The 19,885-nt window shown below is 54.2% G+C and carries 21 protein-coding genes and 1 other annotated feature; of the genes, 14 read left to right on the forward strand and 7 right to left on the reverse strand.

Features of this window, described 5'->3' with window-relative positions:
• Positions 1-85: 85 nt before the first annotated feature.
• The 4 genes from yqaB (at position 86) to luxS (ending at position 3,382) form a co-directional block, all read left to right on the forward strand.
• A complete protein-coding gene (yqaB, locus tag AC1V0D_RS17460) occupies positions 86-652 on the forward strand; it encodes a fructose-1-phosphate/6-phosphogluconate phosphatase (protein ID WP_046102440.1) in 567 nt (188 codons plus the stop codon).
• The gene (locus AC1V0D_RS17465; protein WP_046102439.1) at positions 649-1,077 is read left to right on the forward strand and encodes a YqaA family protein; all 429 of its coding nucleotides are present in this window, start codon (positions 649-651) and stop codon (positions 1,075-1,077) included. Before yqaB ends, AC1V0D_RS17465 begins: the two co-directional genes overlap by 4 nt.
• A 31-nt stretch (positions 1,078-1,108) precedes the next feature.
• Positions 1,109-2,716, forward strand: a complete 1,608-nt coding sequence (gene gshA / locus AC1V0D_RS17470; RefSeq protein ID WP_046102438.1) for a glutamate--cysteine ligase — start codon at positions 1,109-1,111, stop codon at positions 2,714-2,716.
• A gap of 150 nt (positions 2,717-2,866) precedes the next feature.
• Positions 2,867-3,382, forward strand: coding sequence for an S-ribosylhomocysteine lyase (gene luxS / locus AC1V0D_RS17475; protein WP_009086888.1), 516 nt, complete (start codon positions 2,867-2,869; stop codon positions 3,380-3,382).
• 61 nt (positions 3,383-3,443) lie between these two features.
• Here luxS and AC1V0D_RS17480 read toward each other — a convergent pair whose 3' ends face one another.
• Both AC1V0D_RS17480 and AC1V0D_RS17485 read right to left on the reverse strand, forming a co-directional pair.
• The gene (locus AC1V0D_RS17480; RefSeq protein WP_033736021.1) at positions 3,444-4,730 is read right to left on the reverse strand and encodes an HlyC/CorC family transporter; all 1,287 of its coding nucleotides are present in this window, start codon (positions 4,728-4,730) and stop codon (positions 3,444-3,446) included.
• Positions 4,731-4,745: 15 nt separating this feature from the next.
• Positions 4,746-5,546 (reverse strand): cytochrome C assembly family protein, encoded by an 801-nt coding sequence (locus AC1V0D_RS17485; RefSeq protein WP_009086884.1) that lies wholly within the window; start codon positions 5,544-5,546, stop codon positions 4,746-4,748.
• A 164-nt stretch (positions 5,547-5,710) separates the two neighbouring features.
• Here AC1V0D_RS17485 and ffh point away from each other — a divergent pair, with 164 nt between their 5' ends.
• The 5 genes from ffh to rplS all read left to right on the forward strand — a co-directional run bounded on the left by ffh (position 5,711) and on the right by rplS (position 9,219).
• Positions 5,711-7,072, forward strand: coding sequence for a signal recognition particle protein (gene ffh, locus AC1V0D_RS17490; protein WP_009086882.1), 1,362 nt, complete (start codon positions 5,711-5,713; stop codon positions 7,070-7,072).
• 141 nt (positions 7,073-7,213) lie between these two features.
• Entirely contained in the window at positions 7,214-7,462 is a 249-nt protein-coding gene (gene rpsP, locus AC1V0D_RS17495) for a 30S ribosomal protein S16 (protein ID WP_009086880.1), read from the forward strand.
• An 18-nt stretch (positions 7,463-7,480) separates the two neighbouring features.
• A complete protein-coding gene (rimM, locus tag AC1V0D_RS17500) occupies positions 7,481-8,029 on the forward strand; it encodes a ribosome maturation factor RimM (RefSeq protein ID WP_009086878.1) in 549 nt (182 codons plus the stop codon).
• 35 nt (positions 8,030-8,064) lie between these two features.
• Positions 8,065-8,829 (forward strand): tRNA (guanosine(37)-N1)-methyltransferase TrmD, encoded by a 765-nt coding sequence (gene trmD, locus AC1V0D_RS17505; protein WP_009086876.1) that lies wholly within the window; start codon positions 8,065-8,067, stop codon positions 8,827-8,829.
• Between the two features lie 42 nt (positions 8,830-8,871).
• On the forward strand, positions 8,872-9,219 hold the full coding sequence (gene rplS, locus AC1V0D_RS17510; protein WP_003849035.1) for a 50S ribosomal protein L19: 348 nt from the start codon (positions 8,872-8,874) through the stop codon (positions 9,217-9,219).
• Positions 9,220-9,304: 85 nt separating this feature from the next.
• Here the strand turns inward: rplS and AC1V0D_RS17515 are convergent, their stop codons facing one another.
• A complete protein-coding gene (locus AC1V0D_RS17515) occupies positions 9,305-9,841 on the reverse strand; it encodes a GNAT family N-acetyltransferase (protein WP_154929367.1) in 537 nt (178 codons plus the stop codon).
• A 288-nt stretch (positions 9,842-10,129) separates the two neighbouring features.
• Here AC1V0D_RS17515 and AC1V0D_RS17520 point away from each other — a divergent pair, with 288 nt between their 5' ends.
• Positions 10,130-11,209, forward strand: a complete 1,080-nt coding sequence (locus AC1V0D_RS17520; protein WP_482907818.1) for a 3-deoxy-7-phosphoheptulonate synthase — start codon at positions 10,130-10,132, stop codon at positions 11,207-11,209.
• A 5-nt stretch (positions 11,210-11,214) separates the two neighbouring features.
• Positions 11,215-12,336: a bifunctional chorismate mutase/prephenate dehydrogenase gene (gene tyrA / locus AC1V0D_RS17525; RefSeq protein WP_476639469.1), complete on the forward strand. Its 1,122-nt coding sequence runs from the start codon at positions 11,215-11,217 to the stop codon at positions 12,334-12,336.
• Between the two features lie 31 nt (positions 12,337-12,367).
• Here the strand turns inward: tyrA and pheA are convergent, their stop codons facing one another.
• From pheA to bamD, 4 genes are all read right to left on the reverse strand, one after another.
• Positions 12,368-13,531 (reverse strand): bifunctional chorismate mutase/prephenate dehydratase, encoded by a 1,164-nt coding sequence (gene pheA, locus AC1V0D_RS17530; RefSeq protein WP_009086794.1) that lies wholly within the window; start codon positions 13,529-13,531, stop codon positions 12,368-12,370.
• 22 nt (positions 13,532-13,553) lie between these two features.
• Positions 13,554-13,678: a sequence feature (Phe leader region), on the reverse strand.
• Complete coding sequence (gene pheL, locus AC1V0D_RS17535) at positions 13,630-13,677, reverse strand: pheA operon leader peptide PheL (protein ID WP_193387678.1); 48 nt, start codon at positions 13,675-13,677, stop codon at positions 13,630-13,632. Its footprint overlaps the feature before it by 48 nt.
• A gap of 88 nt (positions 13,679-13,766) precedes the next feature.
• A complete protein-coding gene (raiA, locus tag AC1V0D_RS17540; RefSeq protein ID WP_009086789.1) occupies positions 13,767-14,102 on the reverse strand; it encodes a ribosome-associated translation inhibitor RaiA in 336 nt (111 codons plus the stop codon).
• A 279-nt stretch (positions 14,103-14,381) separates the two neighbouring features.
• Positions 14,382-15,113 carry an outer membrane protein assembly factor BamD gene (gene bamD / locus AC1V0D_RS17545; protein ID WP_009086788.1) on the reverse strand — a complete coding sequence of 244 codons (732 nt, stop codon included), beginning with the start codon at positions 15,111-15,113 and terminating at the stop codon, positions 14,382-14,384.
• A gap of 129 nt (positions 15,114-15,242) precedes the next feature.
• Here bamD and rluD point away from each other — a divergent pair, with 129 nt between their 5' ends.
• The 3 genes from rluD to clpB all read left to right on the forward strand — a co-directional run bounded on the left by rluD (position 15,243) and on the right by clpB (position 19,647).
• Positions 15,243-16,220, forward strand: a complete 978-nt coding sequence (rluD, locus tag AC1V0D_RS17550; protein ID WP_009086786.1) for a 23S rRNA pseudouridine(1911/1915/1917) synthase RluD — start codon at positions 15,243-15,245, stop codon at positions 16,218-16,220.
• Positions 16,220-16,948 carry a purine nucleoside phosphorylase YfiH gene (gene yfiH / locus AC1V0D_RS17555; protein WP_167429549.1) on the forward strand — a complete coding sequence of 243 codons (729 nt, stop codon included), beginning with the start codon at positions 16,220-16,222 and terminating at the stop codon, positions 16,946-16,948. Before rluD ends, yfiH begins: the two co-directional genes overlap by 1 nt.
• Positions 16,949-17,073: 125 nt before the next feature.
• Positions 17,074-19,647, forward strand: coding sequence for an ATP-dependent chaperone ClpB (clpB, locus tag AC1V0D_RS17560; protein ID WP_336794606.1), 2,574 nt, complete (start codon positions 17,074-17,076; stop codon positions 19,645-19,647).
• The last annotated feature ends 238 nt before the right edge of the window (positions 19,648-19,885 follow it).

Raw genomic sequence — 19,885 nt, forward strand, 5'->3', positions numbered from 1 at the left:
AGCATTTGCTGTTCATCCCCCCTGGCGACAACCTGTCCACATTAGGCTAAAGTAATGTCTCATTTGATGAATGTCCGGAGTGACAATGTACGATCACTATGACGCCCTGATTTTCGATATGGACGGCACGATCCTGGATACAGAGCCGACACATCGAAAAGCGTGGCGTCAGGTACTGGCGCACTACGGATTAACGCTGGATGAAGCACGTATTATCGACTTCAATGGCGCACCCGCCTGGCGGCTTGCGCAGTTCATCATTGACACCAATCAGTCGTCTCTCGATCCCCATCTTCTTGCCGCAGAGAAAACCGCTGCCGTGAAAGCGATGCTGCTGGACAACGTCAGGCCGCTGCCTTTACTGGAAGTGGCTAAAGCGTACCACGGACGTCGTCCGATGGCGGTGGGCACTGGAAGCGAGCACAGCATGGCGGAGGCGTTACTGACGCAACTGGGCGTGCGTGAGCTGTTTTCGGCTGTGGTGGGCGCTGATGATGTTAAGCGACACAAACCCGAGCCAGAAACCTTTCTACGCTGCGCAGCGCTGATGGGTGTGGCGCCTGAACGGTGTGTGGTTTTTGAGGATGCCGATTTTGGCATTCAGGCCGCGAAAGCGGCAGGGATGGATGTGGTGGATGTCCGCTTACTGTGAGTGACATCCTCACCTATGCCTCCATGTTCGGCAGCAGTTTTTTGAGTGCGACGCTTCTGCCTGGAAGTTCTGAAGCACTGCTGATAGCACTATTGATAGCAAAAAAGACATCAGTTTACGGATTGCTTTTAGCCGCATCACTGGGAAACACACTGGGCGGCTTAACGAACATTCTTATTGGTCGCCTGCTGCCGTTAAAAGGTCAGGGGCGATGGCATGACACAGCAATGACGTGGTTGCACCGGCTGGGACCTGCAGCGCTGCTCTTCAGCTGGCTACCGGTGATAGGTGACCTGCTCTGCGTTCTCGCGGGCTGGTTACGGTTCGCCTGGCTGCCAGTGATGCTGTTTCTCGCTGTCGGTAAAACACTGCGTTATATCGTTATCGCGATAGCCACATTACAGGGTATGGAATGGTGGCATTGATTCGCACAGATTCGAGGCTACGGTTAAGATTATGCTGAACAAAAATAAATTATTATCACAGCGGGGGGGGAATGTGATCCCGGACGTCTCTAAAGCGCTCTCCTGGCTGGAAGCGCATCCCAATGCTCTAAAGGGCATTGGCCGTGGCATCGAGCGTGAAACACTGCGCGTACAGGCAAATGGCGACCTGGCAAAAAGCGGACATCCGGCCTCGCTGGGGTCGGCGCTGAAGCATGACTGGATCACCACCGATTTTGCCGAAACGTTGCTGGAGTTTATTACCCCAGTGGATCACAGCATCGATCACATGCTGGCTTTCCTGCGCGATATCCATCGTCACGTTGCCCGTGAGCTGGGTGACGAGCGTATGTGGCCTTTCAGTATGCCGTGCGTGATTGACGATGCGGACAATATTGAGTTGGCACAGTATGGTCAATCCAACATTGGTCAGATGAAGACCCTCTATCGTCAGGGCCTGAAAAACCGCTACGGCGCGTTGATGCAGACCATCTCCGGCATTCACTACAACTTCTCGCTGCCGCTTTCCTTCTGGCAGGAGTGGGCGGATGTGAAAGATGTGGAGAGCGGAAAAGAGACCATCTCGGCGGGCTACCTGCGGTTGATCCGCAACTACTATCGCTTCGGCTGGGTGATCCCTTATCTGTTTGGCGCATCGCCAGCGATCAGCTCCAGCTTCCTGCAGGGCCGTGAGAGTCCGCTGCCGTTTGAAACCAACGACAAAGATACAATGTGGCTGCCTTATGCAACCTCATTGCGTCTGAGCGATCTCGGCTACACCAATAAATCGCAGAGCTCGCTGGGCATTACGTTTAACTCGCTGGAAGGCTATGTCACGGCGCTGAAGAAAGCGATCAAAACGCCGTCAGAAGAGTTTGCGGGCATGGGCACGAAAGATGCTGACGGCAACTGGCTGCAGCTCAATACCAACGTGCTGCAGATTGAGAATGAACTCTACGCGCCAATCCGGCCAAAACGGGTGACCCGTTCCGGTGAAGCGCCATCTGACGCGCTGCTGCGGGGTGGCATTGAGTACATTGAAGTCCGTTCACTGGATATCAACCCGTTCTCGGCTATCGGGGTCGATGAGAACCAGGTGCGCTTCCTCGACCTGTTCCTGATCTGGTGTACGCTGGCCGATGCGCCGGAGATGAGTGCAGAAGAGCTGCAGTGTACCCGTAAAAACTGGAACCGCGTGGTGCTGGAAGGCCGTAAACCGGATCAGAAAATTGCCGTAGGTTGTGGTGAAGCGGAACATTCGCTGGTTGAAGTGGGCAAAACCCTGTTTGCCGATCTGCGTCGGGTTGCTGAAGTGTTAGACAGCAACAATCAGGCGAGCACGGAATATCAGCAGGTTTGCGATCAACTGGTAGCATCGTTCGACGATCCTGAGCTAACCTACTCGGCGCGCATTCTTCAGGCCATGAAAGATAATGGTGTGACCGGAACCGGCGTAGCGCTGGCTGAACAGTATCGTCATCTGCTCTGCGAAGAGCCGCTGGAGGTGCTGACCGAAGAGGATTTCTCGCGTCAGGCGCAGGAATCTGTCGCGGCGCAGCAGCAGCTGGAAGCGAACGATAAGCTGGATTTTGAAGCGTATCTGGCGAGCCGGGAAGGATAGAAAAGAAAAAGGCCACATCAATGTGGCCAAATTAACATCTCTGTTGTCAGGGATGATGATAACAAATGCGCGTCTTTCATATATTCAGACGTTGGGCGAACAGAAAAGTTTCATCGTTTTTAAAAAAATTCTCAGAACAGGAGGTGACGTATGCCACTACTGGATAGTTTTACCGTTGATCACACCATCATGGGCGCACCGGCGGTCCGCGTTGCGAAAACCATGAAGACTCCGCATGGCGATACGATTACCGTTTTTGACCTGCGTTTCTGCCGCCCGAACATTGATATCCTCACTGAGCGTGGCATTCATACGCTGGAGCATCTCTTTGCCGGGTTTATGCGTGATCATCTCAACGGTGACGGTGTGGAAATCGTCGATATTTCGCCAATGGGCTGCCGTACCGGCTTCTACATGAGCCTGATCGGTACGCCAGATGAGCAGCGCGTGGCGAAAGCGTGGAAAGGGGCGATGGAAGACGTTCTGAAAGTGAAAGATCAGAACCAGATCCCTGAGCTGAACGAATACCAGTGTGGCAGCTACAAACTGCACTCACTGGATGAAGCGCAGCAGATTGCCCGCAACGTGCTGGCGCATGAGATCGGCGTTAACCGTAACGAAGATCTGAAACTGCCTGCTGAAAAGCTGAAAGAACTGCACATCTAGTCAGAGCTGTCCGGCTAAAAAAAACGCCGCATCGTGTCGATTGCGGCGTTTTTTTATGGCTTCAGGAACCGACTGATTTTTTCAGCGGGGTCTTCGGCGTGATGCGCACCTGCTTAATCATGTTGTCCTGCACGTCCAGGATATCGATATTGTAGTGACCGATCTGAACGCGGGTGTTGATAGCGGGGATCTCCTCCAGCGCTTCCAGCAGCATACCGTTGATGGTGCGGGCTTCCTGCTCTGGCAGATGCCAGTTAAACGCCTTGTTGATTTCACGCACGCTGGCACTGCCTTCGATCAGCACGGAACCATCATTCTGGGGCATCACCTCTTCGGCCAGCGACGGCGACATTGAGGTGGTAAAATCTCCCACGATCTCCTCCAGAATGTCTTCTATGGTCACCAGTCCTTTGATGTCACCATATTCATCCACCACCAGGCCCGTTTTCTTTTTGTTGCGCTGGAATTTTACCAGCTGGGTGTTGAGCGGTGTCCCTTCCGGGATGTAGTAAATCTCATCCGCAGCGCGCAGCAGCATCTCTTTGGTGAACTCTTTTTTCTCGGTCATCATGCGCCAGGCTTCGCGCACCCGCAGCATGCCGACACAGTCATCCAGTGAGTCGCGGAACAGGACAATGCGGCCATGCGGTGAGTGGCTCAGCTGGCGGACGACTGATTTCCAGTCATCGCTGATGTTGATACCGACAATCTCGTTACGCGGCACCATGATGTCATCAACGCTGACCTTCTCCAGATCGAGTACCGAAAGCAGCATATCCTGATTACGGCGCGACATCAGGCTGCGTGACTCATAGACGATGGTGCGAAGCTCCTCTTTGCTCAGCGCAGAACTGATTGCGCCTTCAGCCCGGATTCCCACCATCCGCATCAGCAGACGGGTAATGGTATTCAGCAGCCAGACCAGCGGCAGCATGATGTATTGCAGCGGGACCAGCAGCAGGCTGCTGGGAAAGGCGACCCGCTCCGGATAGAGCGCGGCTACCGTTTTCGGCAGCACTTCAGCAAAGACCAGCACGACGAAGGTCAGGATACCAGTCGCGACGGCGACCCCTTCGTCACCGTGCAGGCGCATGCCGACGATAGTGGCGAGGGCGGAGGCCAGAATATTCACCAGGTTATTGCCGATTAATACCAGGCTCAGCAGCCGATCGGGACGCCGCAGTAACTTTTCCACCCGGCGCGCAGCGCGACTGCCGTTTTTAACCTGATGGCGCAGCTTATAGCGATTAAGCGTCATCATGCCGGTTTCCGACCCGGCAAACCAGGCGGAGACCAGAACCATGACGCACAGAATAATAATCAGCGTGGTGGTTGAAACATGTTCCAACGCAGAACTTCCTTTTTAATGAGAGACAGGGACAAGCAGATGCTGCAGGATGCGACTGCCGAAGTAAGCCATGGTCAACAGCACCGCACCGCTGCAGTTAAACCAGACGACGCGGCGACCACGCCAGCCTTCATGATAGTGTCCCCAGAGCAAAACGATATAAACAAACCACGCGATAATCGAAAGCACGGCTTTATCGACGTTTTCGGCGCTGAAAAGATCCTGCATGTAAAACAGACCGGTGCAGAGCACCAGCGTTAACAGAACGACCCCGACCTGCGTGATATGAAACATCTTGCGTTCGATGGTCAGCAGCGGCGGCATATCCTGCGTAAACGCCAGACGCTTGTTTTTTAACTGGTAATCGATCCATGCCAGCTGCAGCGCATAGAGGGCAGCGATAATCAGCGTTGCATAGGCGAAGAGCGACAGGCCGATATGGATCATCATCCCTGGCGTCGTTTCCAGGTGGGTGATAAAGGCATTAGGGACAAAGGTCGCAAAGGCCAGATTGATCAGCGCGAAGCTGTAGACAATCGGCAGCAGCAACCAGCCGCGGTTGCGTGACGCCACAATGGTCATAATGGCGCAGATCAACAGGCTGACCAGTGAACCGATGTTGAGCAGGCTTAAATTCTGGCCGCTATCAACCGCAAATATGCGCTGCTGCAGGGCTACCGCGTGTGTCACCAGCGCCACACAGGCAGAGAGCATCGCCATTCGCCGCCAGCCGCCATTACGCTTCAGCAGGCTCGGAATGATCAGGGCAAGACTTAAGGAGTAGGCTAACAGCGCCACTATCGGGAAAACGAACATAGATCCTTTCAGGTTCAGTCAGATAAGGAAAAAGGCAGTATAGCGCCAGCCGCAGCAGGCTCCAAACGATCTGAGGGGCAATTGCAGAGATCGCGGCGGCTTCGTGTTATAATCCGCCGCATTCTGCCGATCAGGCGCCTCGCGATCTTTTTAAGTGAGAGACCATGTTTGATAATTTAACCGATCGTTTGTCGCAAACCCTGCGAAACATCAGCGGCCGCGGAAGGCTGACTGAAGAGAACATTAAAGAGACCCTGCGTGAAGTGCGCATGGCACTGCTTGAAGCTGACGTTGCGCTGCCGGTGGTGCGTGACTTCATTAACCGCGTCAAAGAGAGCGCGGTCGGCCATGATGTGAACAAAAGCCTGACGCCGGGTCAGGAGTTCATCAAAATCGTTCGTAACGAATTGGTTGCGGCGATGGGGGCAGAGAACAATGCTCTGGACCTGGCCGCTCAGCCGCCAGCTGTGGTGCTGATGGCGGGTCTGCAGGGTGCCGGTAAAACCACCAGCGTGGGTAAGCTGGGTAAATTCCTGCGCGAGAAGCACAAAAAGAAAGTGCTGGTTGTCTCTGCCGACGTTTATCGTCCGGCGGCAATCAAACAGCTGGAAACGCTGGCGCAGCAGGTTGGCGTGGATTTCTGCCCCTCTGACCTCAGCCAGAAGCCGGTGGAGATCGTCAACAATGCGCTGCGTGAAGCGCGCCTGAAATTCTACGATGTGCTGCTGGTGGATACCGCGGGTCGTCTGCACGTTGATGAAGCGATGATGGACGAAATCAAACAGGTTCATGCCGCGATTAATCCGGTAGAAACGCTGTTTGTGGTCGATGCCATGACCGGTCAGGATGCGGCCAACACGGCCAAAGCCTTTAACGAAGCGCTGCCGCTCACCGGCGTGATCCTGACCAAAGTCGACGGTGATGCACGTGGGGGTGCGGCGCTGTCGATTCGTCATATCACTGGCAAGCCAATTAAATTTATGGGTGTCGGCGAGAAAACCGAAGCCCTGGAGCCGTTCTATCCGGACCGTATTGCATCACGCATCCTCGGCATGGGTGACGTGCTGTCACTGATCGAAGATATCGAAAGCAAGGTTGACCGCGATAAAGCGGAGAAGCTGGCGAAGAAGCTGAAAACCGGTGACGGTTTCGATCTCAACGACTTCCTTGAGCAGCTGAAGCAGATGCGCAACATGGGCGGCATGGCCAGCCTGATGGGTAAACTGCCCGGCATGGGACAGCTGCCTGACAATGTGAAGTCGCAGATGGATGACAAGGTTCTGGTGCGCATGGAAGCCATCATCAACTCGATGACACGCAAAGAGCGTGAGAAGCCAGAGATCATCAAAGGCTCGCGTAAGCGCCGCATCGCCACCGGCTCCGGCATGCAGGTGCAGGACGTTAACCGCTTATTAAAGCAGTTCGACGACATGCAGCGTATGATGAAGAAGATGAAGAAGGGCGGTATGGCGAAAATGATGCGCGGCATGAAAGGTATGATGCCGCCAGGATTCCCTGGCCGCTAAGGGTTCCACAAAAAAGCCCGAAAGGACGCGGTTTAGGTTGCTTTTTGCGCCAAAATGAGTAAAATTTTCGGGCTTTTTATACAGCACCCGGACCCCGTTCCTCGATGGGGGCCGGGTGTTTTATTAACTGAAGAGGATGTTATGGTAACAATTCGTTTGGCACGTCACGGCGCTAAAAAGCGTCCGTTCTATCAGGTCGTCGTTACTGACAGCCGCAATGCACGCAACGGTCGTTTCATCGAGCGCGTTGGTTTCTTCAACCCGATCGCTTCTGGTCAGGCTGAAGGTCTGCGTCTGGATATGGATCGTATCGAGCACTGGGTTGGCCAGGGCGCAACGCTTTCTGATCGCGTTAACGCGCTGGTCAAAGAAGCTAAGAAAGCAGCTTAATCTGTCACGGTGGTGAGCATGAGCAGACAAATTGCCGCACAGCCTCCTGTCAACCCGATTGTATTGGGCAAGATGGGAGCCGCCTACGGTATTCGCGGCTGGCTCAAAGTGTTTTCCTCCACTGAAGACGCTGAAAGCATCTTCAGCTACCAACCCTGGTTCATCCAGCGCGCCGGTAAATGGCAGCATGTCGAACTGGAAAGTTGGAAGCACCACAATCAGGACCTGATCATCAAAGTCAAAGGCATTGAAGATCGGGATGCGGCGGCTCAGTTAACCAATTGCGAAATTCAGGTTGACTCGACGCAGTTGCCATCGCTGGAAGAGGGTGACTACTACTGGAAAGACCTTATGGGCTGCCAGGTGGTTAACCTTGAAGGCTACGAGATGGGCAAAGTCATCGATATGATGGAAACCGGCTCGAACGACGTTCTCGTCGTTAAGGCAAACCTGAAGGATGCATTCGGTGTTCAGGAGCGGTTAATTCCGTTTCTTGATGAACAGGTTATCAGGAAAGTCGATCTCTCTACTCGCGTCATTGAGGTAGATTGGGATCCTGGTTTTTGAGCTCCGAATCGAGCGGTAACGTAACGGCGAATACAATGTGGATTGGTGTTATTAGCCTGTTTCCAGAAATGTTTCGCGCTATTACCGACTACGGGGTAACTGGCCGGGCTGTAAAAAACGGTCTGCTCAGCATTCAAAGCTGGAGTCCGCGTGACTTCACGCACGACCGGCACCGTACCGTGGATGATCGTCCTTACGGCGGCGGACCGGGAATGCTGATGATGGTACAACCCTTACGGGATGCCATCTCCGCAGCGAAAGCAGCGGCAGGTGATGGCGCCAGGGTGATATATCTTTCACCTCAGGGTCGCAAACTGGACCAACAGGGCGTTTGCGAACTGGCGGCACGAGACAAGTTAATTCTGGTCTGTGGCCGTTATGAAGGCATAGATGAGCGCGTAATCCACGCCGAAATTGATGAAGAATGGTCAATCGGTGATTACGTTCTCAGTGGCGGGGAACTGCCAGCCATGACGATGATTGACGCAGTCGCCCGGTTTATTCCCGGCGTACTCGGCAAGCAGGCGTCAGCCGATGAGGACTCGTTCTCTGATGGCTTGCTGGATTGTCCGCACTATACCCGACCTGAAGTGTTAGAGGGCGTGGAAGTCCCGGCAGTTTTACTGTCAGGTAACCATGCCGATATTCGCCGCTGGCGTCTGAAGCAGTCGCTAGGCCGTACCTGGCTAAGAAGACCTGAACTTCTGGAAAACCTGGCTCTGACTGAAGAGCAAGCAAGGTTGCTGAATGAGTTCCAGCGGGAACATCAGCAGCAACAAAACGATGATGTGGAAGAGTAATCTTCCCCGACTATCAGTTTACCCAGGATATGAGATTTAATTATGAGCAACATTATCAAGCAAATTGAACAAGAGCAGATGAAACAGGACGTACCTTCCTTCCGCCCGGGTGATTCCGTGGAAGTGAAAGTATGGGTCGTTGAAGGTTCTAAAAAACGTCTGCAGGCATTCGAGGGCGTGGTTATCGCTATTCGTAACCGCGGTCTGCACTCTGCATTCACTGTTCGCAAAATTTCTAACGGCGAAGGCGTTGAGCGTGTATTCCAGACTCACTCGCCGGTCATTGACAGCATCGCTGTTAAACGTCGTGGCGCTGTGCGTAAAGCCAAACTGTACTACCTGCGTGAGCGTACTGGTAAGTCTGCTCGTATTAAAGAGCGTCTTAACTAAGGTATCGCTAACGCGACATCTGAAAGTTAATAGCAAACAAGGGGTTGGCATCTGCCAGCCCCTTTTTTTGTCCTGTTGCCTGCCGTTAAGCGGTCTCTGGCCGCTGAAAATGATAAATCGCGGTATTGACCGGCCCGTCATTGAGCACGATCAGGCCATAACGACAGCCAATAAAATCGCCGCCCGACTTCTCCGCGACGGCTCTGCTGGCGAGATTATCCTCGGCCACCAGAATCTCAATCACCCGTGTTTCAGGTCGTGAAAACCCCAGCGGCAATAAAGCGGCGACGGCACGGGTCGCAATCCCCTGACGCTGAACATCACTACGCACCCAGTAGCCAATTGCACTGGCAGCGCCGGGATGGCGGGCAAAGCGCACGCCTGCGCCTCCCAGCAGCTGATCGTGCTGATCGACAATCGCAAACTCTTCAGCTTCTTCCCGCATCCGTTGCCAGTGGGTAAAGCGGATCCAGCTTTCCGCCTCATGCGGCTGATAGTCGTGATGTGCCCAGGCCATCCAGGGGATCAGGCTGTCCAGCGAGGCGTTCACCGCAGCGGTAAACGCAGGAACATCGCTTAACAGGAAAGGTCGCAGATGCGTCGTGCGTGGTGATGAAGGCATATCATTCCCGGATGCAAACCCTTAATCGTTTCATTTTGCCTGCGCCGGTAAGAAAAACAACAAAAGCGGGTGTAAAGATATAATTACATTTTAATCCTGGCGCTCTCTTTTGTCTTATATTTTATATATATGATTTTATTGCTTAATTTATAACTTCCTGCGGCGGTTATTGATCTGTGGTAATTAATGTGTACATACTATCTTGCGCTCTGTACCGGCTGTGATACAGTGACGTCAATCCTCAGCGAGGAGTCCAGAACCGCCAATACGAGATAAAGGATCGCCATCATGCAAAAAGACGCGCTGAACAATGTGCACATCGCCGGTGAACAGGTTTTAATTACACCTGAAGAGCTGAAAGCGAAGTTTCCACTGACGCTGGAACAGCAGGAGCAGGTTGCGGCTTCACGCCAGACCATCTCTGACATCATTGCCGGACGCGATCCGCGTCTGCTGGTGGTATGCGGACCCTGTTCAATTCACGATACCGAAGTCGCACTGGACTATGCGCGTCGTCTGCAAACCCTTTCTGAACAGCTGAGCGATCAGCTCTATATCGTTATGCGCGTCTACTTTGAAAAACCCCGTACCACCGTCGGCTGGAAAGGGCTGATCAACGATCCTTACATGGATAACTCGTTCGATATGGAAGCGGGTCTGCACATCGCTCGTAAGCTGCTGGTGGACCTGGTTGAAATGGGCCTGCCGCTGGCGACAGAAGCGCTCGATCCAAACAGCCCGCAATATCTGGGTGATCTGTTCAGCTGGTCCGCCATTGGCGCACGCACGACCGAATCCCAGACGCACCGCGAAATGGCTTCGGGTCTCTCCATGCCGGTAGGCTTTAAAAATGGCACCGATGGCAGCCTGGGCACGGCGATCAATGCGATGCGCGCCGCGGCAATGCCGCATCGCTTCGTCGGCATCAATCAGGCGGGTCAGGTCTGCCTGCTGCAGACGCAGGGCAACCCGGATGGGCATGTAATCCTGCGTGGTGGTAAAGCGCCGAACTACGGTCCTGACGATGTCGCACAGTGTGAAAAAGAGATGCAGAAGGCGGGACTGCGTCCTGCCTTAATGATAGATTGCAGCCATGGTAATTCGAACAAAGACTACAGCCGTCAGCCTGGCGTAGCGGAATCCGCTATCGCCCAGATCAAAGACGGGAACCGTTCAATCATTGGTCTGATGCTGGAAAGCCATATCAATGAGGGTAACCAGTCTTCTGAACTGCCACGCAGCGAAATGAAATATGGCGTTTCCGTCACCGATGCGTGCATCAGCTGGGACGTGACCGAAACGTTGCTGCGTGAGATGCATCAGGATCTGAAGGGAGTGCTGTCGGCGCGTCTGTCACAAGAGGTATAAGAGGAATGGTGGCTGAACTGACCGCGTTACGCGATCAAATTGATAGTGTTGATAAAGCGCTCCTTGATCTGCTGGCCAGACGTCTGGAGCTGGTCGCTGAGGTAGGGGAAGTTAAAAGCCGTTACGGTCTGCCTATCTATGTGCCTGAACGGGAAGCGTCAATGCTGGCTTCCCGTCGCAAAGAGGCTGAAGCGCTCGGTGTGCCGCCGGATCTGATTGAGGATGTGCTGCGTCGCGTGATGCGCGAATCCTATACCAGCGAGAATGATAAAGGCTTTAAAACCCTGTGCCCGGCACTGCGTCCGGTGGTGATCGTTGGCGGCAAGGGCCAGATGGGCCGACTCTTTGAAAAGATGCTCAGCCTGTCAGGCTATACGGTAAAAACGCTGGATAAAGAGGACTGGCCGCAGGCGGAGACCTTACTCCGTGATGCCGGTATGGTCATCATCAGCGTGCCAATTCACCTGACTGAACAGGTGATTGCACAATTACCCCCTCTGCCAGACGACTGCATTCTGGTCGACCTGGCGTCGGTCAAAAACCGCCCTCTGCAGGCGATGCTGGCCGCCCATAACGGTCCGGTGCTGGGTCTTCATCCGATGTTCGGTCCGGACAGTGGCAGCCTGGCGAAACAGGTGGTGGTCTGGTGTGATGGCCGGCAGCCGGAGGCGTATCAGTGGTTCCTGGAGCAGATTCAGGTCTGGGGTGCGCGTCTGCATCGCATCAGTGCGGTTGAGCACGATCAGAACATGGCGTTTATCCAGGCGCTGCGTCACTTTGCCACCTTTGCTTATGGCCTGCATTTAGCCGAAGAGAACGTCAATCTTGACCAGCTGCTGGCGCTTTCATCACCGATTTACCGGCTGGAGCTGGCAATGGTCGGGCGGTTATTCGCTCAGGACCCGCAGCTTTACGCCGATATCATTATGTCTTCAGAGAGTAATCTGGCGCTGATTAAACGTTACTACCAGCGGTTTGGTGAAGCGATTGCGCTGCTGGAGCAGGGTGACAAACAAGCGTTTATCGCCAGCTTTAATCGCGTAGAGCAGTGGTTTGGCGATCATGCCCGACGCTTCCTCATTGAGAGTCGCAGCCTGCTGCGATCGGCGAACGACAGCCGCCCATAAAGAAAAAGGCATCCTTCCGGATGCCTTTTTTCTATTCGGCAGGTTCAACGGGCACGACATTCTCGCTGGGATAACAGCCCAGCACCTTCAGCGAGCGGGTCATTGTCTGTAATTCCTGCAGCGCCTGCTGCATCCGCTCTGATTGCAGATTGCCCTGCACATCAATGTAGAACATCTCTTCCCACGGATTACCGTGAATCGGGCGGGACTCCAGCTTGCTCATGATCAGGTTGTGCTGACGCAGTACCAGCAGCGCATCGACCAGCGCGCCCGCCTGCTGACCGGTTGCCATGATCAGCGTGGTTTTGGCTGGCACCTGATCTGACACATCGATCGCCTTACGCGCCAGCACGATGAAGCGGGTATGGTTTTGCTGCTGATTGGCCAGATTCCGCTCCAGTACCTGCAACTGATAGAGTTCACCACCGGCTTCACTGCCCAGGGCCGCAACGGCAGGGGAGTTGAGCGCTGCGACCTTTTCCATTGCCGCGGCCGTACTCTCGGTATATTCGATTTTCCAGTGCGGGAAGCGGTTAATAAACTGGCTGCACTGCTGGAACGGCTGAGGATGGCTGTAAACCGTCTCTATCTGCTGCAGGTCGCTGCTACCCTTCACCAGGACGCAGTGGTCGATAGGCAGCGTCAGTTCACCCACAATGGAGAGGCTGGTCTGCTGCAGCAGGTCATAAACATCATTGATGGAGCCTGAACTGGTGTTCTCAATCGGCATGACGGCGTAATCGGCTGCGCCATTTTCGACCTGTTTGATGATGTCGTGAAACTTCAGGCAGCCACACTCCACCATATTATCGAAGTGGCGCGATGCATAGTTGCGTGCCGCCAGATGGGAGTAAGAGCCTTTAGGACCGAGGAAGGCGATACGCGCCGCATGGGCATGAGGGTGGTTGAGGTTCTTTTGCAGCAGCGCCTGCTGGGTCAGAACGGAATCTTCAATGACCAGCTGAAACAGACGGGTGATATAATGCGCATCCAGGTGATGGGCCTTACCCAGCACAATCAGATTTTCCAGCAGCGCGCGTTCGCGCTCGACATCCCGAATCGGGCGATGTGTAGCCAGCTTGGCCTGCGCAACTTCCACTGCCAGCAGACGACGCTCAGCCAGCAGCGTCAGAAGTTTTTTATCCACTGCGCTGATCTTATCGCGTAGCGCCAGCAATGGATTGTCGGGATTCATAGGGCTCACCTGTATGCTATCCAAAAAAAAAGCCTCCCGGCTGGGAGGCTTGGTTGTTCGTCTTCGCTTTCATTTTCTCACGACGAATGGCCTCCCGTTCAGGGGAAGGTAAAAAAGAAAGCGAAGAAAAACAGATCATGTTTCATGGAAATGTCCGCAAAAGGAGTAGGGGGAGAGTAACCGTACAGCTTAAAAGCTGTCAATAAAAAACGCGCCCGGAGGCGCGTTAAGAAAATCAGGACGCTTCGTCAGCAGGAATGATGTCTTTCACGCTGGCACTGGCGCGGCGTGCTTCAGACTTGTGCTGGACTTTGTTGAGCTGGCGCTCCAGCTTCGCAATCAGGTCGTTGATCGCGGTGTACATATCGTCATGTTTGGCACTGGCCACCAGAGTCCCGTTTGGGGTGTTAATGGTGGCATCGGCCACGAATTCTTTGGGCTCTTTCGACAGAACAATATGCGGATTAATCAGGTCGGTTTGCCATTTTTCGAGCTTGGCGAGACGGTCTTCAACATGGCTTCGGATGGCCGGGGTGATTTCCATTTGCTTACTGGTAATGTTCAGAATCATCGTTCTTACCTCGCTGTCATTTCCGTCTTGGTCTTCTCAGCATAGCGCGAAAAAGCGCTGAATGTGAGATTTCTATCACGGAAAAATGTCACTTTTTGTCAGTTTTGACAATCTGTGAGAAAGGCTCAGAAACGGGCGGAAATACCTTGAAGCGAACCGATAAACCCGGCATTCTTGATGGGTTAGCTCGCTGATTTCAGATCCAGTTATGACTGTTTTGTGAGCATAAAAAAGCAGCCTTTCCGGCTGCTTTTTTTATGGCTGAAACGCAGCCTGCTGTCAGCTATTATTAGCCGCGATGATTTTCGCCACTTTATCCGCTTCAGCGTTCAGCTGCAGGTTGCGGTAGGCATTTTCCATCAGCGGCAGTGCGTCGTGTGTCGCCTGCGTATCCGGATAATCGCGCATCATCCCTTCAACCCGGTTAACAACCGCGACATAAGCCTCACGCTTAGTATAGAATTGCGCCACTGAAAGCTCATATTTGGCCAGGCGATCTTTCAGGTAGACCAGACGTTTCTGCGCGTCAGCGGCATACTGACTGTTCGGGTAACTGCGCAGCAGCTGTGAGAAGTCACGGAAAGCATCACGTGCGTGCGTCGGGTCGCGGTCAGAACGATCGATACCGAAGAAGCCCTGCAGTGCTGAATCATCCAGCGCCATATCCGTCAGACCTTTCATATAGATGACATAGTCGATGTTCGGATGGGTCGGGTTGAGGCGCATAAAGCGCGCAATGGCAGCCTGTGCCAGAGGCAGATCGGCATTTTTATAGTACGCGTAGATTAAATCCAGCTGCACCTGCTGCGAGTAAGGACCGAACGGATAACGATTATCCAGCGCTTCCAGTTGCTTAATCGCAGCTTTAAAGTTACCGTCCTGCAGCTTTTGCTGCGCTGTGGCATAGATTTCAGAAGGCGGGCTGTCCGGTACCGCGTCATTTGAGCCGGAACAACCAACAAGTGCCAGGCTCAGTGTGGCAGCAGCCACCAGATGTTTCATACGCGTCATGACGAAGTGATTATCCTCAAATGTTATGGCGGAAGCTGTCCGTATAGCTCCCGGTAATGACCAGGTACGATAGCACATTATATTAAACGGCATCGCCGTGAAAACCCAACGTTAACGAAGAAGCTGTATATGGCACAACAAGTTCAACTCACCGCAACGGTATCCGAATCACAACTCGGACAACGCTTAGATCAGACTTTGGCGGAATTGTTCCCTGATTATTCACGTTCACGCATAAAAGAGTGGATCCTCGATCGTCGCGTGACGGTAAACGGCGTCATGGTCGATACCCCAAAAGAAAAAGTGTTGGGCGGCGAGCTGGTCGCGATTAACGCTGAGATTGAGGAGGCACAGCGCTGGGAACCGCAAAATCTGCCACTCGACATCGTTTACGAAGATGAAGACATCATTGTCATCAATAAACCCCGCGATTTTGTGGTGCATCCCGGTGCCGGTAATCCGGATGGCACGGTGCTGAATGCATTGCTTCATCATTATCCTGCGATCATGGATGTGCCTCGTGCGGGCATCGTACACCGCCTGGATAAAGACACGACCGGCCTGATGGTCGTGGCGAAAACCGTACCGGCACAGACGCATCTGGTGGAATCACTGCAGCGTCGTGAAATTACCCGCGAATATGAAGCCGTTGCGATAGGTAATATGACCGCGGGCGGCACGGTCGAAGAGCCGATCAGTCGTCACTCCACCAAACGTACGCACATGGCCGTACACCCGATGGGGAAACCGGCGGTCACGCACTACCGCATCATGGAGCATTTCCGTGCGCACACGCGTCTGCGTCTGCGTCTGGAAACCGGGCGTACTCACCAGATCCGCGTTCATATGTCGCACATCAGCCATCCGCTGGTGGGCGATCCGCTCTACGGTGGTCGCCCGCGTCCGCCAAAAGGCGCCTCAGAGGCATTTATCGCTACGCTACGGGGCTTCGACCGTCAGGCGCTGCACGCTACGATGCTGCGTCTCTACCATCCTATCAGCGGTATTGAAATGGAGTTTCATGCGGCCATCCCGCAGGACATGGTCGATCTGATTGCGGCGTTAAAAGCAGACACCGCAGAATTTAAAGACCAGATGGACTGGTAATGGATCTGATTATTCCTCAATGGCCCGCACCGGCGCGTGTCCGGGCCTGCTCAACCCGCCGCCAGGGCGGAGTCAGTCACTCCCCGTGGGATGCGCTTAACCTGGGCGGGCACGTGGGGGATAATCCCGACGCGGTTGCGCGTAACCGTCAGTTGCTGGTTGATGAGGCGGGGTTGCCTGCGATGCCACAGTGGCTGGATCAGGTGCACGGCACCGGCGTCGTGCGTCTGGCTGAAGGGGGAGAGACGACATTACGCGCTGACGCCTGTATCACCTCCGAGCCTGGCGTGGTCTGCGCCATTATGACGGCTGACTGTCTGCCGGTGCTGTTCTGTTCGCAGGACGGTGCTGAAGTGGCGGCCGCGCATGCCGGCTGGCGTGGCCTCTGTGCCGGCGTTCTGGAAAATACCCTGGCGCAGTTCCGATCGCCGCCCGACCAGATTCATGCCTGGCTGGGGCCGGCAATCGGCCCTGATGCGTTTGAGGTCGGTGCCGAAGTGCGCGACGCCTTTGTGGCTCAGGACCCCCACGCCGGACAGGCTTTTCATCCATCTGGAGAGCGATTCTACGCCAATATCTGGCTGCTGGCGCGCAGGCGACTGCAGGCTGCAGGCGTCCGTTCCATCAGCGCCGACAGTCGCTGTACCTTTACACAGCGTGACGATTTCTTCTCTTTCCGCCGCGATGGGATCACCGGGCGTATGGCAACTTTGATCTGGCTGTTATAACCTTACGCGATAAGACGGTCCAGTTAGCGTATTTTTTACTCAAATCTCAGGTCATTAACCTTGAAAATTTGAGGGATGACCTCATTTAATCTCCAGTAGCATTTTGACCTGTAATGGGAGGAATTATGCGTCTGGATCGTCTTACCAACAAATTTCAGCTGGCTCTCGCCGACGCGCAGTCCCTGGCTCTGGGACACGACAACCAATTTATTGAACCTCTGCACCTGATGAGCGCATTGCTCAAACAGGATGGCGGATCGGTTTCGCCTTTACTGACGTCGGCCGGTGTCGACGTGACACCTTTTCGCGCGCAGGTTGAGCAGGCCATTGACCGCCTGCCGCAGGTTGAAGGCAGCGAAGGGGATGTTCAACCCTCATCTGACCTCGTCCGGGTATTAAACCTGTGCGACAAACTGGCGCAGAAGCGCAACGACAACTTTATTTCATCTGAATTATTTGTTCTGGCTGCCCTGGAATCACGCGGCTCTCTGGCCGATCTGCTCAAAGCGGCAGGTGCCACTCGCGAAAAAATCACCAGTGCGATTGAACAAATGCGGGGAGGAGACAACGTGAACGATCAGGGGGCTGAAGATCAGCGCCAGGCACTGAAGAAATATACCATCGATCTGACCGAGCGCGCCGAGAAGGGCAAACTCGATCCGGTTATCGGCCGTGATGAAGAGATCCGTCGCACCATCCAGGTGTTGCAGCGCCGTACCAAAAATAACCCGGTGCTGATTGGTGAACCCGGCGTGGGTAAAACAGCGATTGTTGAAGGGCTGGCGCAGCGCATTATCAATGGCGAAGTACCTGAAGGTCTGAAAGGCCGCCGGGTTCTGGCGCTGGATATGGGTGCGCTGGTGGCCGGTGCTAAATATCGCGGTGAATTCGAAGAGCGCCTGAAAGGGGTGCTGAGCGATCTGTCGAAGCAGGAAGGTAACGTCATTCTGTTCATCGACGAGCTGCATACGATGGTCGGTGCCGGTAAAGCTGACGGCGCGATGGATGCCGGCAATATGCTTAAACCCGCGCTGGCGCGTGGCGAGCTGCACTGTGTCGGTGCCACTACGCTGGATGAGTACCGGCAGTATATTGAAAAAGATGCTGCACTGGAGCGCCGTTTCCAGAAAGTCTTTGTGGCGGAACCGAGTGTCGAAGATACCATCGCCATTCTGCGCGGCCTGAAAGAGCGTTATGAACTGCATCATCATGTGCAGATCACTGACCCGGCGATCGTCGCGGCTGCAACGCTCTCTCATCGTTACATTGCGGACCGGCAGCTGCCTGACAAGGCGATTGACCTGATCGACGAGGCGGCATCCAGCATTCGTATGCAGATGGACTCGAAGCCGGAGTCACTGGATCGTCTGGAGCGTCGCATCATTCAGCTGAAGCTGGAGCAGCAGGCACTGAAGAAAGAGGCTGATGATGCCAGCATCAAACGCCTTGAGATGCTGGAGAGCGAGCTGAATCAGAAAGAGCGGGAGTATGCCGAGCTTGAAGATGAGTGGAAAACCGAGAAAGCCTCATTATCCGGCACGCAGAACATCAAAGCTGAACTGGAGCAGGCGCGCCTCAATTTAGAGCAGGCCCGTCGTCAGGGCGATCTCGCTCAGATGTCAGAGTTGCAGTACGGTAAAATTCCGGCCCTGGAAAAACAGTTAGCTGCAGCGACCCAGGCGGAAGGCAAAACCATGAAGTTACTGCGTAACCGGGTAACAGATGTGGAGATTGCCGATGTACTGGCCCGCTGGACCGGTATTCCGGTAGCACGAATGATGGAAGGTGAGCGCGATAAGCTGTTGCGGATGGAGCAGGAGCTGCATGGCAGGGTTATCGGACAGGATGAAGCCGTTGAGGCGGTATCCAATGCGATTCGTCGCAGCCGTGCCGGTCTGTCGGATCCTAACCGTCCTATCGGTTCGTTCCTGTTCCTGGGGCCGACCGGTGTAGGTAAGACCGAGCTGTGTAAATCGCTGGCTAACTTCCTGTTCGACAGTGACGATGCCATGGTGCGTATCGACATGTCCGAATTCATGGAAAAACATTCGGTGTCACGGCTGGTGGGTGCCCCTCCGGGTTATGTTGGTTATGAAGAGGGCGGTTATCTGACTGAAGCGGTACGCCGTCGTCCTTACTCCGTCATCCTGCTGGATGAGGTCGAAAAGGCGCATCCTGATGTCTTTAACATTCTGCTGCAGGTGCTGGATGATGGACGCCTGACGGATGGACAGGGCAGAACGGTCGATTTCCGTAACAGCGTGGTGATCATGACCTCTAACCTTGGGTCAGATTTAATTCAGGAGCGGTTCGGCGATCTCGGCTATCCGGAAATGAAAGAGATTGTGATGGGTGTGGTTGGCCAGCACTTCCGTCCTGAATTCATCAACCGTATTGATGAGGTGGTGGTGTTCCATCCGCTGGCTGAGAAGCATATTGCCTCTATTGCTCAGATTCAGCTGCAGCGGCTGTATCACCGTCTGGAGGAGCGGGGCTATCAGTTGCATATCTCCGAGGAGGCTCTGCGGTTGCTGGCGGAGAATGGCTACGATCCGGTCTATGGTGCGCGTCCGCTGAAACGGGCGATACAGCAGCAGATCGAAAACCCGCTGGCACAGCAGATCCTTTCTGGTTCACTGGTGCCGGGCAAAACAATCCAGATGGATGTGGAAAACGATGTGATTACAGCTCATCAGTAATCCTGCGAGATAAAAACGGGCCGCTGGCCCGTTTTTTTATGCCCTTTTACCTGGATTTTGTTTAATAAGGCAGCGAATTGAGTGCAAAGTGAACGGTCGGTAAAAAAGTTGTCATTTGCACTTGCGCTATCTGAACCGCTCCCTATAATGCGCCTCCATCGACACGGCACACCGGCAACGGGAAACGGGTTGAAGGTTCAGGAGACTGAGCCGCCGGAGAAAAACTTCTGAAAAAGAG

Source organism: Pantoea sp. PA1, assembly GCF_056856975.1.